Consider the following 18384-nt stretch of genomic DNA (forward strand, 5'->3'; position numbering starts at 1 on the left):
TCATTTATTTTTTCGGGCTTTGTACAAACGTTTGCGCTACATAAAAATCTCACTCTGTCTGCTGAATATATCTGCTCCCGCCTGTGGTTGGGACTGACATTACATCATTTATTGCAGCCTGTGCAGGATTTCGGCACTTTGCGTACCCGGCATCCGGATTGTTGCGGCCAATGCAGGATTTCCGCCATAGCGGCGGGTCCGGCACCAGGATTGATGCACACTGTGCACATCTGCACTTTTTTCGCCCGCCCCTGAATTGCCCGTTAGCCAATGCTTCCGCAACCGGTTGTGACCGGAGTAAATTCAGGAAGCGGAGGCTCCTAAACCTAATTTCCAAGGAGGTTCCACCATGCCAGAAATCAAAGCCTGCCTGTTCGATTTGGACGGAGTGCTTGTCGACACTGCCAAATATCATTTTATCGCCTGGAGAGAGCTGGCGGAGCAGCTTGGCTTCCTCTTCACCGAGCAGGACAATGAACGCCTCAAGGGCGTCAGCCGGACGGCGTCGCTGAACATTCTGCTGGAGATCGGCGGACTTACGCTGGACGAAGCCCGCAAGGCTGAGCTCGCCGGGCAGAAAAACAGCCGCTACGTTGAATACATCTCCAGGATGGACAGCTCGGAGATTCTGCCGGGCGCTCTGGATTTTCTTAAGGAATGCCGGACTCAGGGAATCCGGACAGCTCTCGGCTCTGCCAGCAAAAACGCGATGCTGATTCTCAACAACACCGGACTTACTCCATATTTCGATGCCATCATCGACGGCACGCACACCAGTGCCGCCAAGCCCGATCCGGAGGTCTTTCTGCTTGGTGCCAAGGCTGTAAATGCCGCCCCCGGGCAGTGTGTCGTTTTCGAGGACGCCGAAGCGGGGATCACCGCCGCCGTCCGCGCCGGCATGCGCAGCGTCGGCATCGGTTCGCCTGCAACCCTGGGCGCGGCGGATTTGGTCGTCCCTTCCCTTGCGCACATCAGCGTTGCAGCGCTCCGGGAATCATTTGCAGCCGTTTGACCAACATTAACAGTTACAGGTAAAAGTGAGTTCTTCTGCCCTACTTATTATAAAGAACTATTTGTGAGAACTGGAGTTGCGTGATAGCGGAACGGGCGAAAGGATTGTGAAGAAGCGCCAGCGTTCGCCTTTGTCTCCGGATGCTTACCTTCAAGCTTCGATCCGGGCATCCGGGGACAACAGCGATCGCAACAGCCTTTCGCCTGCGGAGCGGCCACACGTAACCTGCAACGCTCGAACAGATAGTTCCATTTATATCCTTATCCCCCATTTAAAAGGAGCCGGTACCCATGAAGCAATATTTAAAAATCGACGAATGGTCCATTATTGAAGAAGCCTTTGATCCGCAGACCCAGGAAATTTCCGAAAGCGTCTTTAGCCTCGGAAACGGGTATATGGGCGGACGCGCCAACTTTGAAGAGCAGTACAGCGGGTACAGCCTGCAGGGCAGCTATATGGCCGGCGTCTACTACCCGGACAAGACACGGGTCGGCTGGTGGAAAAACGGCTATCCGGAGTATTTTGCCAAGGTGCTGAACAGCACGAACTGGATTGGAATCAACATTGACATCGATGGCACGCCGCTGGATTTGGCGAACTGCACTGTCAGCGAATTCCGCCGGGAGCTTAATATGAAGGAAGGCACCCTCTCCCGCAGCTTCACAGCCGCAACTGCAGAAGGCAAGGAGCTTCAGGTAGACAGCATCCGCATGGTCAGCATGGCCCGCCGCGAAATCGGCGCGATCCGCTACACCGTCACTCCGCTTAATTTTGCCGGAGAGCTTGCCGTTACTCCTTATCTTGACGGCGATATCAAGAACAAAGATTCCAATTACGACGAGAAATTCTGGAATGAAGTGGAGAAAAAAAGCGCACCGGACGGCGGCCATCTGACGCTGAAGACCAAAAAACTTGATTTTCACGTGACCTCGGCCTATCTCTTCGACATTCTCGTAAATGGTGAAAAGCTAACCGGTGCCGCTGAAGCCATCGAGCGGGAAAAATATGTAGCCAGCAAAGCGGCCTTCCCGGTAAAATCCGGCGACCAGGTGGTTATTTATAAGTATGCCGCGAGCGTGACCTCCCGCAATCACGGGCTGGGCCAATTGGTCGAGGCGGCACAAAGCGCGCTGCACAGCGCCCGGGAGGCCGGTTTTGCAGCGCTGCTGACCGAACAGGCGGAGGCTTGGAGAGACAAATGGAAGGAAAGCGACATTATCATCGAAGGCGATGTTTCGGCGCAGCAGGCGATCCGGTTTAATATTTTCCAGCTGAACCAGACCTATACCGGCGAGGATGACCGGCTGAATATTGGACCTAAGGGCTTCACCGGGGAAAAATACGGCGGCAGCACCTACTGGGATACGGAAGCCTATTGTGTGCCATTCTATTTGAGTACTGCGGATTCCTCGATTGCCCGCAACCTGCTTATTTACCGTTACAAGCATCTGGAAAAGGCCAAGGAAAACGCCCGCAGGCTGGGCTTCAAAAAAGGCGCGCTCTACCCCATGGTGACGATGAACGGCGAGGAATGCCACAATGAGTGGGAAATTACCTTCGAAGAAATTCACCGCAACGGCGCGATTGCCTATGCTGTCTATAACTATGTCAGCTACACCGGAGACAAAGCGTATCTCGGCCAATACGGCCTGGAGGTGCTGGTGGAGATTTCCCGCTTCTGGGAGGAACGTGTCCACTACGTGCCGCACAAGGACAAATATGTCATGCTCGGCGTGACCGGGCCGAACGAATACGAGAACAACGTCAACAATAACTGGTACACAAACCGGATGGCCGCCTGGACAATGGAATACACGCTGGAAGCGCTGGCGTATCTGCAGGAGAATGAATCCGCCCGTTATGCGGAGCTTGCCGACAAGCTGGAGCTTGCAGAGAGTGAAACGGCGAAGTGGAACGAAATTATCGCCAAAATGTACTATGCAGCCGATGAAGAACGCAGCATCTTCCTGCAGCAGGACGGCTTCCTCGACAAGGAGCTCATTCAGGTCAGGGATGTCCTGCCCGAGAACCTGCCGCTGAATCAAAAATGGTCCTGGGACCGCATCCTGCGCTCCTGCTTCATCAAGCAGGCCGATGTGCTGCAGGGGCTCTACTTCCTTGGCGACCGGTACGATCTGGAGACCAAAAAGCGGAATTTCGACTTCTACGAGCCGATTACCGTCCATGAATCCTCCCTCTCCCCCTGCATCCATGCAATTCTCGCCTGTGAGCTGGGCTACAAGGAGAAGGCTTATGAAATGTACCTGCGCACCTCCAGACTGGATCTCGACAATTACAACAACGATACGGAAGACGGCTGCCATATCACAAGCATGGCGGGAACGTGGATGTCCATTGTGCACGGCTTCGGCGGATTGCGGGTGCAGGCAGACCGGCTGATTTTGAACCCGTCCAACCCGGGCCACTGGACGGCTTATTCGTTCAAAATCATGTTCCGCGGCTCCCGGCTGAAGGTTAACGTGACCGATGTGCAGGTTACGGTTGTCAACGAAACCGATGTTCCGGCGTCGATCACGATTCATGGCAAGGAGTATACGGTGAACGGACTGAGCAGTGTGACCGCTGAAGGGGCACCCGTTACGGTGTAATACCAATCAAAGGAGCTAATCCGCATGAACAGAACCTTTTGGAAAGAAGCCGTCGTCTATCAGATCTATCCGCGCAGCTTCCAGGACAGCAACGGGGACGGGATCGGGGATTTGCGGGGGATTATCTCCCGCCTGGATTATTTGCAGAAGCTCGGTGTCGATGTCGTCTGGCTGTCGCCGGTCTACAAGTCTCCTAACGATGACAACGGCTACGATATCAGCGATTACGAGGATATTATGGATGAATTCGGCACCTTGAGCGATTGGGAGGAGCTGCTGGACGGGCTGCATGCACGCGGCATCAGGCTGATGATGGACCTTGTCATCAATCATTCCTCGGATGAACACGCCTGGTTCGCCGAGTCACGCTCCTCCAAGGATAATCCTTACCGGGATTATTATATCTGGCGTCCCGGCAGTCCGGACGGCGGATTGCCGAACAATTGGAGCTCGATCTTCAGCGGTCCGGCCTGGGAGCTGGATGAGCGGACAGGCGAATACTATCTGCATCTGTTCTCCCGCAAGCAGCCGGATCTTAACTGGGAGAATCCGCAGCTGCGCGAGGCCCTGTACAGGATGATGGCCTTTTGGCTGGACAAAGGGGTGGACGGGCTGCGGATGGACGTCATCAACATGATCTCCAAGGTGGAAGGCCTGCCCTCCGCCTACCATGAAGGCCTTGCTCCCGGCGAGCTGGCCGGTGGCGGCGAATATTATATGAACGGCCCGCGTGTCCACGAATATCTGCAGGAGATGAACCGCAGGGTGCTCTCCAAATATGAGGTGATGACCGTTGGCGAGACACCGGGGGCTACGGTGGAGGATGCCATCCTTTATACCGCCGAAGACCGGCATGAGCTGCAGATGGTTTTTCAATTCGAGCACATGGATGTGGACTCCGGCCCCGGCGGCAAATGGAATGTTACCCCATGGACCCTGTCGAAGCTGCGCGATATCTTGCATAAATGGCAGGCAGGCCTGGCGGACCGCGGCTGGAACAGCCTCTACCTGAACAACCATGACCAGCCCCGGATGGTTTCCAGATTCGGCAATGACGGGGAATACCGCGTAATCTCAGCCAAAATGCTCGCCACCCTGCTGCATACCCTGAAAGGCACGCCCTACATTTATCAGGGTGAAGAAATCGGCATGACGAACGTGAGCTTTCCGCGGCTTGAAGATTACAGGGATATTGAAATTCATAACATGTACCGGGAAAAGGTAACCGAAGGCAGCGGAGATCATGATACGATCCTGAAGGCCATCCATGCCAAAGGCCGGGACAATGCCCGCACGCCCATGCAATGGGATGCCACCGTAAATGCCGGCTTCACAGAAGGAACCCCGTGGCTGAAGGTCAATCCGCGCTATGAAGAGATCAATGTCCGGCAGGCGCTGGCCGATCCGGATTCGGTATTTTATTATTATCAGCAGCTCATCGCCTTACGCAAACAGCATCCCATTATGGTATATGGCGATTACGGGCTGCTGCTGCCGGAGCATGAAACCATTTATGCCTATACCCGGACGCTGGAGAATGAACGCTGGCTGGTGCTGCTGAATTTCTGCGGTACCCCGCAGGCGGTGGAGCTCCCGGACGAGCTGAACGCCGTGGCCGAAACCATCATCGGCAATTATCCCGAAGAGCCCGCGGCCATGGACCGGGGAACCCTGCGGCCTTATGAAGCCAGGGTCTGCCGCCTGGGGGGGCTGGGATCGGACCTGTCTTCAATGAGCAGAGAATAACAGGACCGCCCTCGGAGCGGCATGATAGTATGGAGTCAAAGGGAGATGGCAAACTTGGAATGGCTGATCCGCATGAAAAATGCACTGGATTATATGGAGAGCAAGATGGCTGAACCGCTGCGCATCGAGGACGTTGCCAAGGTGGCTCATGTCTCCCCTTTTCACTTCCAGCGTATGTTCGGCATGCTGACCGGAGTTACGGTGGCAGACTATATCCGCAAGCGCAGATTAACCTTGGCGGCTCAGGAGCTGGCCATTTCAAAAATCAGGGTGCTGGATGTGGCGCTGAAATACGGATACGATTCCCCCGAGGCGTTCGCCAAAGCATTCCGCAAGGCGCATGGGCTGACGCCCTCAGCCGCGCGTGAGCCCGGAGTGCAGCTCAAAGCGTTCCCCCGCCTCTCCTTCCATCTATCATTGAAGGGAGATCAGGAAATGGAATACAGGATCGTGGAGAAAGAAGCTTTTACTGTTATCGGCAAATCTATGGAGGTTACTACACGGGACGGAGAAAATCTCCGCAGAATCCCCGCGTTTTGGAGTGAATGCAATGCGGACGGTACTTCGGATAAGCTGATTCAAACCGGCACAGGCAAAGATTGGCTCGGCATCTGTATGAGCATGGACATGAAGAAAGAGCTGCTGTCCTACTGGATCGGAGTGGAGGGTACTCCGAAGACCGATCCGCAGGGTTATGAGACTGCAGTAATTCCGGCGGCAAGCTGGGCTGTATTCAAGTCCGTTGGCCCTATGCCTTATGCGATTCAAAATGTGTGGCAGCGGATTTTCCAGGAGTGGTTCCCGGGTACAGGCTATGAGCATGCGGGCGGACCGGAGTTCGAGCTGTATCCTCCAGGCGACACGGACGCGGAGGATTATGTATGTGAAGTGTGGATTCCGGTGATGAAGAAGTAGCAGCCTTACGTTTCTTTTTTCAAGACCAGCCGCCGGGAGCGGTTGGTCTTTTTTTCGCTGAAACAGGTGGTTTATGGGTCAGGCCGGGAGCGGAAATCTGGCGGAACTGACAACGCCCTCCGCTATAAAGCTATTATTTTTATTTTGAGAATCGGAGCAGCCTTGGTATAATATACAGATTAACTGGCTTATATTATGGAATATTGTCATCCGAGATCCGGTGAAGGAGAATTTCATGTCTATCGTAAAAATCTTTTCAGACAGCACTTCCGATTTGCCGCAAGGCTGGAAGGACACGTATGATATCGGCATCGTCCCGCTTTACGTCGTGTTCGAGGACGCTACTTACAAGGATGGGGTGGACATCACACCTGAGGAAGTATACCGCCGGGTAGCCGCAAACGGTGCCCTGCCGAAGACGGCGGCCCCCTCGCCTGCGGATTTCATGGCTGCCTTTGAGCCGGTGATCAGCAGCGGAGGAGATATCGTCTATATCAGTCTTTCCTCTTCTTTATCCTCTACATATCAGAACGCACTCCTGGCTGCCGGTGAGTTCCCGGAAGGCCGGGTCCAGGTTGTTGATTCCGAGACGCTCTGCGGAGGCATTGCGCTGCTGGTGATGAAGGCCGCCCGCGCAGCCGCCAAGGGCCAAAGTGCGCCGCAAATCGCCTCCATGCTGAAGGAGTGCCGCAGCCGGGTGGAGACAGAATTTGTCGTCGATACGCTGGACTATCTGTACATGGGCGGACGCTGCTCCGGTATGCAGAATTTCATCGGCAGCCTGCTCAAGATCCGGCCAGTGCTTCGTCTGATAGACGGCGCCATCGTGCCGGTCGGCAGGATTCGCGGCAAGAAGGAAAAGGCCGTGGAGCAGATGCTGCAGCATGCCCTGGCACATGCCGGTGAAATGGACAAGGAATTGCTTATTGTCGCCCACACACTGGCAGAAGAGGATGCTAAATATTTAGAGAAAGTCCTGCGCGAGCAGACCGAGGTCAGTGAAATTGCCGTCATCCGCGCAGGCTGCGTAATCGGAAGCCATTGCGGCCCCGCTACGGTAGGTCTCATGTATATGCGTTAGAACCCTACAAGCTGATTCCCGCTTGAATTGCAGGTTGTCTTCTTCGGGACCCGCACCAAGCGCCAACTGTATTTGCTTCCCTGCCCAAGTGGAAAAAGGTATCTTAATTCTCCCCACATCCCCTTTTTCGCAAACGTTAGTGGGAAAAAGTATACCTAATCCCTCCAACTTGCCCGCTTACAGGCAAAGTTGCTTCAATTAAGGTTACTTTTTCCCACTATTCCTTCTATAGAGTGCTTATCAGTCCATTTATGTTTACTATTTCCACTTCGCTTTAACAAGCAGAAACGGCACCGCCGTCCTTTTAAGGGACGGTATCCGTTTCAGCGAGAAAGATAAGGCTAATTTTTAGCGTGAAACAATAAATTCTTATCTTTTTAAGAAGAAACTTCTTCGCCGTCCTCTGAAAGAGGCGGCACCCGTTTCTCCAAAAATAGAGGGTAATTAATAGCGTAAAACCTATAATTTCTATATTCTAAGAAAGAAACCTATTGGCGTCCTATATAAGAATGCTGCCATTTTAATGGGGAGGAGAAGAATCATTTCGCGCTGATTCCACCGCCCAGCCGGGCGAATTCAAAGGTACTTCTGCCTCTGATTCCACCGCCCAGCCGCCTTCGGGCGAATTCAAAGGCACTTCTGCCTTTGATTCCCTCGTCCAGCCGGCTTCGGGCGAAATCAAAGGTACTTCTGCCTCTGATTTCACCGCCCAGCCGGCTTCGGGCGAATTCAAAGGCACTTCTGCCTTTGATTCCATCGCCCAGCCGGCTTCGGGCGAATTCAAAGGTACTTCTGCCTTTGATTCCCTCGTCCAGCCGGCTTCAGGCGAATTCAAAGGTACTTCTGCCTTTGATTCCCTCGTCCAGCCGGCTTCGGGCGAATTCAAAGGCACTTCTGCCTTTGATTCCCTCTGCCTGCCCGCTGCGGACAACGCAATCGCGCAGTTTGCCTGGCCGAAGTCCCGATCCATTCGTTCATAATACAGCCCAGCCGTGAAATAATTCAAAAAAAACAGCAGGTCTCCGGCAGGAGGCTTGCTGTTTCTCATTGCGGGACTAGGTGATATCCGCCTCTATCTCCTCTTTGACAAAAGGGAGCATGAAGCGGAAGGTGGAGCCCCGGTCTTCTTCGCTTTCGACAAAGATGGTTCCGCCCATCAGCTCGACCAGCTGCTTGCAGATGGCCAGCCCAAGCCCTGTGCCGCCGTACTTGCGGTTGATGAACGGATGCAGCTGGGAAAAGGACTGGAACAGCAGATTTAATTTGTTTTCAGCAATCCCGACCCCTGTATCCCGCACCGAGAATTCCAGCAGATACTCCGGCGAGGCGGGAAGCTGAATGTTCTTCACGGACAGGGTTACACTGCCCCGTTCAGTGAATTTCAGCGCATTGCCGACGAGGTTCACAATAATCTGCCGCAAGCGGCTGGGATCGGTAGTGACAACGGACGGGACACTGGTATCCGCCCACCACCGCAGCGCCAGCTTTTTTTCTTCGGCTTTGGGGGTAAATAAATCAATGATGCTCTCCAGCATTTCGCGCAGATCAAATTTCTCCGATTGCAGCGGCATTTTGCCGGCCTCCATTTTGCTGAAATCCAGAATGTCATTAAGGATTTTGAGCAGGCTGTAGCTGCTGCTGCGCAGAATCTCGGCATAGGTGCGCTGCTCCTCCTCAAGCTCCGTCTCCAGCAGCAGATCGGCCATCCCGATCATTCCGTTCATCGGCGTGCGGATCTCATGGCTCATCATCGCGAGAAAATCCGACTTGGCCTGAGCCGCCTGCTCCGCCGTCTCTTTGGCCCGGAGAATCTCCCGTTCATTCGTAATGTCACTGAAAGAGCCGACCACCCCGCAGATCATTCCTTTATCCATCAGAGGGGCTACCCGGTAGCTGACAAAAAAGCTGGTGCCATCCTTGCGCCAGAAAATTTCGTCCCCTTTGCTGCGGGTATGGCCGTCCTGCAGCGTCTGCCAGAACGGACATTCAGACTGCAGATACCTTGTCCCGTCTGCCCGGACATGATGAATCTGCTCGGCAAAACCCCGGCCGATCAGCTCGGATGGAGCATAGCCCAGCATATCCGCCCCTTCGCGGTTAATAAAGAACGTCCGGCCCCGGGTGTCCAGTCCGAAGATTCCGGCCGCAACAGAGTTGAGAATCAGCCCAAGATGCCTGTCCTCGGACATCTCCAGCACAAGCTCGGCCTTCTGCTGTTCCTCCTCCGCAACCCGTTCATCAGGCTTCTCTGCACGCTCCGGTGCACGGTCATCCGTCCATTCTGTAGGAGGAGCTTCCCGGGTCAGCAGCCTGCCGAACCATTCCTGAAGCTGCGGGGGAAGATCACGGCTCTGGTCATAGCGGACAATGGCCAATACTCCTGCGATGCCTTCTTCGGCTTGGACCGGCATATACGTAATGGCAGCCGGGCTGCTTCCTGGACTTTCTCCCGCCTCCAGCTCAAAACCGGAGCCGATGCCGCCGAGCGCTGCAGCAAATTGCTCTTCTCCAGGCGGCTGCAGGCCGGAACCGGATAACTGCACATCCGTACCTGCGCCAGCGCCAAGAGGGCGGTTGCTGTCCACATATCGCCCCTCTCTGTCCAGCACAATGACCAGGTCAGGATGATGGTCATATAACGCTTTATATGCACTTTCCCGGGAAAGCACCCGGTCCAGAATGGAAGACCATTCTTTAGGCATAGCCCACCTCCTCTGCTGCTTCGATCCTGTATCCCCGTCTGTTCAAAAGCTGCGGATAAAAAAGATATGTAAGGGCAATCTGCACTCCGCTCGGAAATTGCTGAATTATTAATTATTATAGCAAAAAAACTGCAGTTGGTCGCCATCTAAACATTGTTGCCCAATGCTGTAGACCGCAAAAAGGCCCCTCCGCCGACGGCAGGGACCCCAGAGCATCTGTAACCTCACAGCGGAGAACCCGTGCAGCGAAGAACATCCGCCGGAGAATTCCATAATATTCAGGCAATATCCTGCTGTTCAATATTGCGGATCGACAGGCAGGCGATGCCTGCTCCCAGCAGACTGAGAAAGATGGAGACCCCTACCTGATTGCCCAGCTGGTAATTCCCTGAGCCGGAGGAGATCAGGCTGACAAGCAGTACTGCAGTGACGATGGTGGCCGGTACAGATTTTTTGCGCATGCCGATATATAGAGGAATCAATCCAATTCCCGCCGCATATACCGCATCCGCACCTATGCGGATCAGCTCCGCAGGAATCATTGACCAATCCGGCTGCCCTGGAATTACATGAGTGTAAGCGTTAATCCCCGTCAGAGCAGCAATTACCAGAATATTGGATACGAAAATACTGATCAGCGTAAACAGGAACACGATAATGATTTTGGCACCCATAAGCTTTTTGCGGGAGATCGGGTACATGAAGAGCAACGTAATGGTATTGTTCTTATACTCTTCGATTACCAGCTTGCTCAGCACAACCGAAGCATAAACGAGAAAGGTCGCTTTGACAAAAATATATACGCCCGAATACATCTCGGCATAGGTCTTGAATTCACCGCCGCCGTCTCCCGAGTCAATATAAGTAATCAACAGCATAAAGGCAAGAATCGCTGCGTTGGCAATGGCTACGCCCTTGAGCATGCCACCCAGCTTGTTTTTGCGGATTTCCAGTTGAATCAGCTTAAGCAATGCCCTCACCTCCCATCAGTTCCACAAAATGATCCTCCAGCGTATGATTTTTCCGGCTCAGACTTTCCAGCTCCACATTCGCTTCCGCCAGTGCTTTATTCAGCTCAAGCTGCTGCACGGCATCATAAATGCGGATAGTCCGGGGGTCCAGCACCTTGAAATTGGCGAGTCCCAGCTTGTGCTCCAGCACATAAGCCGCTTTGCTGCTCCCTCCGGTAACCAGCTCGATGTACTGCGTATTCTTGCTGCGGATGGCATCCAGCGCCACTTCTTCGAGCAGTATTCCCTCACGGATTACCCCGATGGTGTCGGCGATCTGTTCAACCTCACCCAGAATGTGGCTGGAGATCAGCAGCGTCATTCCGTATTCCCGGCTCAGCATGCGGAACACCTCGCGCAGCTCCTTGATGCCCATGGGGTCCAGCCCGTTGACCGGCTCATCCAGAATGAGCAGCTCCGGCTTCGTCATCACCGCCCGGGCAATGCCCAGCCGCTGCTTCATCCCCAGGGAGAACTGCTTGACCGGCTTTTTGTCCACACCCTTCAGCTTCACAAGCTCCAGCGCTTCTTCCATAGCGTTGGCGTCGTAGTACCCCATGTACTCCCCGTGCAGCTGGAGATTTTCTCTTGCGGTCAGCTTGTCGTAGAACACCGGATACTCAATAATGCAGCCCATGCGCTTCAGCATTTCATAGGAACGTTCTGTCATGCTCTCGCCGAAAAATTCAATGTCCCCCGCCGTCGGCTTCACCAGATTGGTGATCATTTTCATCACCGTGGTTTTACCCGCGCCGTTGGGTCCGAGAAACCCGTAGATTTCACCCTGCTTAATGCTCATATTCACGCCTTTAACAGCCTCATTGCCTTGATATTCCTTCGTTAAATCCCAGGTCCGCAATATGGTGGCCATTTCCGTTATCCCCTTTGACTGCTTCGTTTTGTCTTCCTGGTTCTTATTGTACACAGCGGAATTTTCTTTTTTATTACCTGAATCTTACGAAAATCTTAAGCTGCGGCATAAACCCCGGCGAAGCGCCCATAGAATTCAGAAGGTCAGCCTGCGAAAAGAAAGCGTAAATGCCGTTCTGACGAAAGGCTTGCTGCTTACGGTAATGTTGCCGTTCATCTGTTCCGTCAGCCGCTTGGTAATGGTCAGGCCAAGGCCGCTTCCCTGATAACCCGGCCAGCGCGAATCCTCCAGGGTATAGAGCCGCTCGAAAACCTTGTCCTGATGGTCTTCGGTGATGCCCTTGCCCCGGTCCCATACCTCTATGCAGGCCTGTCCCCCGTCACTGTACAGCCGCAAGCCCAGAATTCCTCCGGCGTCCCCGTAAGCGATCGCATTGGACAGCAGGTTGGACAGCACCCGGTCCAGCGCCTCCCCGTTGCCCATAATGTACATCGCCTCATCGGGAATCTCAATTTCCACCTCACTGCCCTTGGCATTCAGGATATCGTAAAAGGAAAGAATGTTCCTCCGGCAAACTTCACCCAGCTCCACCCGCGACAGGGGGAGCTCCTTGTCCCCCGACTCCAGCTTGGCCAGATCAAAAAAGCTGTTCATCAGCCGGATCACCTCCTCTGCCTTGGCATGAATCGTCCGCAGAATATGCCTCCGCTCCTCCTCCGTCACCGACTCATCATGAAGGACCGTTTCTATATAACCGAGCACTACGGTCAGCGGAGTCTTGAGATCATGAGAGATATTGGCCAGCATGCTGCGCATGGACTTTTCCAGCCTGGCGAGCTCCACCGCCCCTTTGTGATTGACATCCAGCAGCCGGTTCAGACCGGTCAGCAGTTTCTGCAGATGAGGATCGCTGTTGAACAGCAGCAGCCTTTCATGCGAGCCACTGTCCACAATACTTGCCAGCTTGGCATGAATATAATCGAGCTGGCGCGAATGCTGCCGCAAACGCAGATATTGCCATAGAATGACCAGCAGAAGCACCAGGACGGCCGCACCTGAAAAAGCAATCATTCAAGCACATCTCCCAGCTTATAGCCGATGCCCCATAACGTTTTGATATACTCCGGCTTCGAGGGGTCATCTTCGATTTTTTCACGCAATCTGCGCATATGTACATTAATGACATTCTCATCCCCGTAATAATCGTCTTCCCATACGCTGCTGTAGATCTGGGCCTTGGTGTACACCCGACCCGGACTGCCCGCAAACAGCCCCAGAATTTGAAATTCCTTGGCGGTCAGCTTGACTTCCTCCCCGTTCTTCAGCACCGAGAAATTATTCGGATCGACCTGCAGGCCGCGCAGCGCAATGATTCCGGCCTTGCCCTTCGCCGGGGCCGCTGCCGCTGACGGACTGCCCGCAGCCCCATATCCGGCCCGGCGGATTGCCGCCTTCACCCGTGCCGCCAGCTCGATCATCGAGAACGGCTTCGTAATATAATCATCCGCGCCGAAGCCAAGGCCCAGCGCCTTGTCCACATCACTGTCCCTGGCCGACATAATCAGCACAGGCAGCAGGCTGTCCCGGCGAATCGTCTGCAGCACATCATTGCCGCTACGTTTCGGAAGCATCAGATCCAGCAGAATCAGATCATAGGCAGCGCCGCTATGAAAAAGCTTTTCCGCCGCCTCCCCGTCGAATGCCGTATCCACCGCATACCCCTCTTTTACCAAATATGAGCGCACCATTTCACTTATCGCTTCATCGTCCTCTATCAGCAGCACACGCTGTGGCATGTCCGAACCTCCCTGTAGTTGTAAAGACGCTTGTTAAAGTATACCAATTTCCTGCGGCAGTTTCTATTTCAGATTCATTAAAGGTAGCCCGGGTATGATGGCCTCAACAACTTACTTGATGAGGTGATGCTTCAATGATGAACATGCGCAGCAAAACAGCCTGGAGCTTCAAACGAAAACTGCTGATTGTGATGATCGTGGTCCTTCTGGGTCTCGGCACAGTGATATATAGTCTGGCGGACCGCTACTTAATCGAGCATGTCGAAGTCGTGGTCGCTGAAGACACGGCAAGCGCCGGCAACTCAGAAGCTGCCGCCGTCACCGCGGACGAGGTTAATGCGGCCTACGACGACTGGAATTATTCCAGCGACGATATCCAGATCCGCATTGAACAGGTGCAGACCGGGTCCGGGTCGGATCAGATCACTTATTTTGTCGCCGATGTCGTGCTTAAGGATGCAAGCAGCCTGCGCTCTGCCTTTGCCGAGAACAGCTTCGGAACGAACATCACGGAGAATACCTCGGACATCGCTTCCGCGAACAATGCGATATTTGCCATCAACGGCGATTACTACGGCTTCCGCGAGGATGGAGTGATTATCCGGGACGGCACTGTGTACCGCGATGATCCTGTGCGGGATGCGATGGCGCTGTTCGAAGACGGAACAATGCAGACCTATAACGAAGAAGAGATTTCTTCGTCCGAGCTGCTCGCGCAGGGGGTCAACCACACTCTGTCCTTCGGCCCCATTCTGATTCAGGACGGCGAGATCGCCAGTGATTTCAGCAGTGTCAAAATCGATACCAACTTCGGCAACCGCTCCATCCAAAACGCAAATCCCCGGACCGCAGTCGGCATGATCGCACCGAACCATTATGTATTTGTCGTGGTTGACGGGCGCAATGAAGGGTACAGCCGCGGGATGACCCTTGCGGAGCTGGCCGATGTGATGTCCGGTCTTGGTGCAGCAGAAGCCTACAATCTGGATGGGGGCGGCTCATCCACCATGTACTTCATGGGACGGGTCGTGAACAATCCGCAGGGCAAGAACCGGGAGCGGGGCGTCAGCGATATTCTTTATATCAGGGAGGGAGCAACATCATGACTATACTGATTCCGGCCTATGAGCCGGATGAACGGCTGCTTGAATTAATTGTACAGCTGCATAATTACCGGCTTGAGCCCATTGTCCTTGTGGATGACGGCAGCGGCCCGGCTTACCGCGGAGTCTTCGATATGGCTGAAGCCTTCGGCTGCACCGTCCTGACCCATGAGGTCAACCTCGGGAAAGGCCGCGCCCTGAAGACAGGGCTCCGGCACATCCGGGAGGCCGGACTGCCCGGCGATGTGGTCTGCGCGGACAGCGACGGCCAGCATCTGCCCCATGATATCAGACGGATTGTCGAGGCTCTTCAGAAACAGGCCGCACCCGGAATCGTACTGGGCAGCCGCCGGTTCACCGGAGCCGTTCCACTGCGCAGCCGCTTCGGCAACTCGGTGACACGGACGGTCTTTTCCTTAACTACAGGCACCAAAATTTATGATACCCAGACCGGCCTGCGCGGCTTCTCCCTGCCCATGCTCGACTGGCTGTGCCAGATCCCCGGGGAACGGTTCGAATATGAAATGAACATGCTGCTGGCCGCCCATAGAGAAGGCTACACCATTACCGAGGAGTACATCGATACCGTCTATCTGGACGATAATAAATCCTCCCATTTCCGGCCTCTGGCAGACTCCTTCCGGATCTATCTGCCGATTCTGATGTTCAGCACTTCTTCGCTGCTGTCGGCCCTGCTCGACTTCACGCTGCTGTTCCTGTTCCAGAGTCTCAGCCATAACCTGTTCCTGTCCGTCGTTGCCGCGAGATTGTGCAGCTCCGTCTTCAACTATTCCCTGAACCGGAGATATGTCTTCACGGGCGGCAAGCGGTCCAGTCTTCAGAAATCGCTGCCCAAATATTTTGCGCTGGTCATCCTCGTGCTGCTGTTCAACTACGGTCTGCTCTATTTCTACAATGAAAAGCTGATTATTCCGCTCGCCGCCGCCAAGCTGCTGACAGAGGCCTCAATCTTCCTGTTCAGCTATTGGGTGCAGCGGAGATTTGTCTATTGAGGTGTAAAGACTCCATTGTATAGCTGAAGCCGCCCTTATTCCAGCGCCGCAGGTAAAGGTGAGGAAGAGTTTCAGAACTTGCTGTGAGGCTGAACATGAGTCATAACCGCTACAATTGCTCCGGATGAAAAATAGCCTGGCCCGCAAACGCAATCGCTCACGGGCTAGGCTGTTTTTGCCCTATAATCATCTATTTCAACAAGCCGCGTGCGAATCTTCGGCTCATGAATCCTTCCTAAATTGCAGAAGGGGCAGAGCATTGCTTTTTTCAGCAGCTTTACGGTATATATCAATCATTCTTTCAATCCTGTCTTGGGATCGGTAATTCTGAACGTCATACACTTATCTTCTGTCCCATATACATAAGTAGAACAGTTGCGGACGTTCCCGCGGAACCTTTGCGGCCTTGTCAGAATAGGTTGCAGCATAAGCCCAAGCTGGAGGGAGAGATGGATTCATGCCCGAGGATGAGATTAAAGCGCTGGAACGGGCGATTGCCGAGATCACGGAGATAGCTTCCGGGTTTGGGCTGGATTTTTATCCGATGCGTTACGAGATATGCCCCGCCGACATTATTTATACCTTCGGTGCCTACGGGATGCCTACCCGTTTTGGACACTGGAGCTTTGGGAAGACGTTTCACAAGATGAAATCGCAATATGACTTTGGGCTGAGCAAAATCTATGAGCTTGTCATTAACTCCAATCCCTGCTACGCGTTCCTGCTGGACGGAAACTCACTCATCCAGAACAAGCTGATCGTCGCGCATGTGCTTGCCCACTGCGATTTCTTCAAAAACAACATGCGCTTCTCCATGTCCAACCGGGACATGGTTGAGAGCATGTCGGCCACGGCGGACCGGATCGCCGGTTATTCGGTGACCTACGGTATTGATACCGTAGAAAGCTTCATTGACTCCGTGCTGGCCGTGCAGGAGCATATCGATCCCAGCCTGATTCAGCCGCGCAAGCTGGGCAAGACCCATCTGCTTGAAGCCAAAATGAAGGAGCGCAAGGACACCCCGGCCGGAGGCTCAGGCCCGGTTAACCCCTACGATGAGCTGTGGGAGCTGGAGAGCGGCAAAGCAGCTTCCCCGGAAGCGGAGACCGCCGGAAAGCGCAAATTCCCGCCGGAGCCGGAGAAGGATATCGTCTGGTTCATCCAGCAGTATTCGACGGCGCTGGAGGATTGGCAGCGCGACATCATGACGATGCTGCATGACGAAATGCTCTACTTCTGGCCGCAGATGGAGACCAAGATCATGAACGAAGGCTGGGCCTCCTACTGGCATCAGCGGATCATGCGCGAGCTGGATCTGACCGCAGAGGAGACAGTGGAATACGCCAAGCTCAATTCCTCGGTCGTGCAGCCCTCCCGCCAGAGCCTCAATCCCTACTACCTGGGGCTGAAGATTTTTGAGGACATCGAGCGCCGCTGGGACCGTGACAAAATATTCGAGGTGCGGGAGCTGGACTCCGACATCTCTTTTATCCGCAGCTACCTGTCCAAACAGCTGGTGAATGACCTGGACCTGTATGTCTTCGAGAAAAAAGGCCCGGAATGGAAAATCACCGATAAAGCCTGGGAAAATGTGCGCGACCAGCTCGTGCTCGCCCGGGTCAACGGCGGCTCGCCGTATCTGGTCGTCCAGGACGCCGACTATGAGCGCAACGGCGAGCTGCTGATCGAGCACCGCTACGAGAGCATTGAGCTGGATCTGAAATACCTGGAGCGCACCTTGCCGCACATCTACTCCCTCTGGGGCCGCACCGTGCATCTGCAAACCGTGGTCGAAGACAAAAAAGCCCTTTTTACCTATGACGGCAAAAAGGTGCAGCGGAAGTTTGTCTAGGAAGCGCGGCTTCCGGTTTGGCGTCATAAAAAACCGCCTTCACCGGGCTGCGTAGCCGTTTGCGTTTTGAATGTCAGGTTTAAGGTTGGCCGGACTCTCCGGTACGCCCTGCCTGGATTAACCTTTGTTTTCCGGTCCCCAGACCTTCTCGCTGCGAGAGACCCAGCGGGAAGCCCAAGTGGAAAAAGTGAACCTAAATCTCCCCCATCCCCGTTTCAACAAGCATTAGTGGGAAAAAGGATACCTAATCCATCCGATTCTCCCCTTTTCAGGGGAATACGCCTAAATTAAGTTCACTTTTTCCCACTGCTTCCTCTACTGCAAACTTTTCTGTCCAATTAAGTATACTAATTCCACTTCACATCCTCTCACTCCACTTCCCTGCCACCGGGATCCCGGTTAGCCACTCTAACTCCGCTCCTCCTCCTGCAAAACAGCACCCGCAGGTTCCCGAGAACAAAATTACTCTGGCAGGTAAATCAGCTTGCATACTTAGAGCCCATCCCAGAATAAATAAGTAAGAACTATGGGGAAGAAAAAAGTAAGAGGGGATGAGAGTTGGCCAGCCCCGCCTCAACAACGGCATTTCTGCCGTTATTCCGGGACGCGCTGCAGTAATTTTGCGAATAATCTCACACAGCGAGCGAGAAAGAGTAAGCGAAGGAGTGTGGAAG

Annotated in this window: 14 protein-coding genes; 8 read left to right on the forward strand and 6 right to left on the reverse strand. The window is 54.0% G+C overall.

The features are described 5' to 3' along the window. The first annotated feature begins 349 nt into the window (after positions 1 to 349). From pgmB to HYD27_RS21080, 5 genes are all read left to right on the forward strand, one after another. Entirely contained in the window at positions 350 to 1012 is a 663-nt protein-coding gene (gene pgmB / locus HYD27_RS21060; protein WP_219218422.1) for a beta-phosphoglucomutase, read from the forward strand. A gap of 290 nt (positions 1013 to 1302) precedes the next feature. Continuing rightward, positions 1303 to 3621: a glycoside hydrolase family 65 protein gene (locus HYD27_RS21065; RefSeq protein WP_219218424.1), complete on the forward strand. Its 2319-nt coding sequence runs from the start codon at positions 1303 to 1305 to the stop codon at positions 3619 to 3621. Between the two features lie 24 nt (positions 3622 to 3645). Beyond that, positions 3646 to 5367, forward strand: a complete 1722-nt coding sequence (locus tag HYD27_RS21070; protein ID WP_219218427.1) for a glycoside hydrolase family 13 protein — start codon at positions 3646 to 3648, stop codon at positions 5365 to 5367. 54 nt (positions 5368 to 5421) lie between these two features. After that, the gene (locus HYD27_RS21075; protein ID WP_219218468.1) at positions 5422 to 6282 is read left to right on the forward strand and encodes an AraC family transcriptional regulator; all 861 of its coding nucleotides are present in this window, start codon (positions 5422 to 5424) and stop codon (positions 6280 to 6282) included. Positions 6283 to 6517: 235 nt separating this feature from the next. Further along, a complete protein-coding gene (locus HYD27_RS21080) occupies positions 6518 to 7363 on the forward strand; it encodes a DegV family protein (RefSeq protein ID WP_219218429.1) in 846 nt (281 codons plus the stop codon). Positions 7364 to 7883: 520 nt separating this feature from the next. Here the strand turns inward: HYD27_RS21080 and HYD27_RS21085 are convergent. The 6 genes from HYD27_RS21085 to HYD27_RS21110 all read right to left on the reverse strand — a co-directional run bounded on the left by HYD27_RS21085 (position 7884) and on the right by HYD27_RS21110 (position 13742). Beyond that, positions 7884 to 8369, reverse strand: a complete 486-nt coding sequence (locus tag HYD27_RS21085; RefSeq protein ID WP_219218430.1) for a hypothetical protein — start codon at positions 8367 to 8369, stop codon at positions 7884 to 7886. Between the two features lie 49 nt (positions 8370 to 8418). Beyond that, entirely contained in the window at positions 8419 to 10065 is a 1647-nt protein-coding gene (locus HYD27_RS21090) for a PAS domain-containing hybrid sensor histidine kinase/response regulator (RefSeq protein ID WP_219218432.1), read from the reverse strand. A 278-nt stretch (positions 10066 to 10343) separates the two neighbouring features. Next, a complete protein-coding gene (locus HYD27_RS21095; protein WP_219218434.1) occupies positions 10344 to 11036 on the reverse strand; it encodes an ABC transporter permease in 693 nt (230 codons plus the stop codon). Continuing rightward, positions 11029 to 11946: an ATP-binding cassette domain-containing protein gene (locus HYD27_RS21100; RefSeq protein ID WP_219218436.1), complete on the reverse strand. Its 918-nt coding sequence runs from the start codon at positions 11944 to 11946 to the stop codon at positions 11029 to 11031. Before HYD27_RS21100 ends, HYD27_RS21095 begins: the two co-directional genes overlap by 8 nt. Positions 11947 to 12081: 135 nt before the next feature. Next, on the reverse strand, positions 12082 to 13017 hold the full coding sequence (locus HYD27_RS21105; protein ID WP_219218438.1) for a sensor histidine kinase: 936 nt from the start codon (positions 13015 to 13017) through the stop codon (positions 12082 to 12084). Then, positions 13014 to 13742 carry a response regulator transcription factor gene (locus HYD27_RS21110; protein WP_219218440.1) on the reverse strand — a complete coding sequence of 243 codons (729 nt, stop codon included), beginning with the start codon at positions 13740 to 13742 and terminating at the stop codon, positions 13014 to 13016. Before HYD27_RS21110 ends, HYD27_RS21105 begins: the two co-directional genes overlap by 4 nt. A 134-nt stretch (positions 13743 to 13876) precedes the next feature. Here HYD27_RS21110 and HYD27_RS21115 point away from each other — a divergent pair, with 134 nt between their 5' ends. The 3 genes from HYD27_RS21115 (at position 13877) to HYD27_RS21125 (ending at position 17710) form a co-directional block, all read left to right on the forward strand. Next, complete coding sequence (locus tag HYD27_RS21115) at positions 13877 to 14848, forward strand: phosphodiester glycosidase family protein (protein WP_219218442.1); 972 nt, start codon at positions 13877 to 13879, stop codon at positions 14846 to 14848. Beyond that, on the forward strand, positions 14845 to 15858 hold the full coding sequence (locus tag HYD27_RS21120; protein WP_219218444.1) for a bifunctional glycosyltransferase family 2/GtrA family protein: 1014 nt from the start codon (positions 14845 to 14847) through the stop codon (positions 15856 to 15858). The genes HYD27_RS21115 and HYD27_RS21120 overlap by 4 nt, the downstream gene beginning before the upstream one ends. A gap of 457 nt (positions 15859 to 16315) precedes the next feature. Then, positions 16316 to 17710 carry a SpoVR family protein gene (locus tag HYD27_RS21125; RefSeq protein ID WP_219218447.1) on the forward strand — a complete coding sequence of 465 codons (1395 nt, stop codon included), beginning with the start codon at positions 16316 to 16318 and terminating at the stop codon, positions 17708 to 17710. Positions 17711 to 18384: the final 674 nt, after the last annotated feature.

The sequence above is a fragment of the Paenibacillus sp. S150 genome (assembly GCF_019352175.1).
Lineage (GTDB): Bacteria > Bacillota > Bacilli > Paenibacillales > Paenibacillaceae > Paenibacillus_AQ.

Bases quoted from the DNA above. Each gene is read 5' to 3' on its own strand.
- pgmB (WP_219218422.1), top strand. From the start codon at position 350: ATGCCAGAAATCAAAGCCTGCCTGTTCGATTTGGACGGAGTGCTTGTC.
- HYD27_RS21065 (WP_219218424.1), top strand. From the start codon at position 1,303: ATGAAGCAATATTTAAAAATCGACGAATGGTCCATTATTGAAGAAGCC.
- HYD27_RS21070 (WP_219218427.1), top strand. From the start codon at position 3,646: ATGAACAGAACCTTTTGGAAAGAAGCCGTCGTCTATCAGATCTATCCG.
- HYD27_RS21080 (WP_219218429.1), top strand. From the start codon at position 6,518: ATGTCTATCGTAAAAATCTTTTCAGACAGCACTTCCGATTTGCCGCAA.
- HYD27_RS21090 (WP_219218432.1), bottom strand. From the start codon at position 10,065: ATGCCTAAAGAATGGTCTTCCATTCTGGACCGGGTGCTTTCCCGGGAA.
- HYD27_RS21100 (WP_219218436.1), bottom strand. From the start codon at position 11,946: ATGGCCACCATATTGCGGACCTGGGATTTAACGAAGGAATATCAAGGC.
- HYD27_RS21105 (WP_219218438.1), bottom strand. From the start codon at position 13,017: ATGATTGCTTTTTCAGGTGCGGCCGTCCTGGTGCTTCTGCTGGTCATT.
- HYD27_RS21110 (WP_219218440.1), bottom strand. From the start codon at position 13,742: ATGCCACAGCGTGTGCTGCTGATAGAGGACGATGAAGCGATAAGTGAA.
- HYD27_RS21115 (WP_219218442.1), top strand. From the start codon at position 13,877: ATGATGAACATGCGCAGCAAAACAGCCTGGAGCTTCAAACGAAAACTG.
- HYD27_RS21120 (WP_219218444.1), top strand. From the start codon at position 14,845: ATGACTATACTGATTCCGGCCTATGAGCCGGATGAACGGCTGCTTGAA.
- HYD27_RS21125 (WP_219218447.1), top strand. From the start codon at position 16,316: ATGCCCGAGGATGAGATTAAAGCGCTGGAACGGGCGATTGCCGAGATC.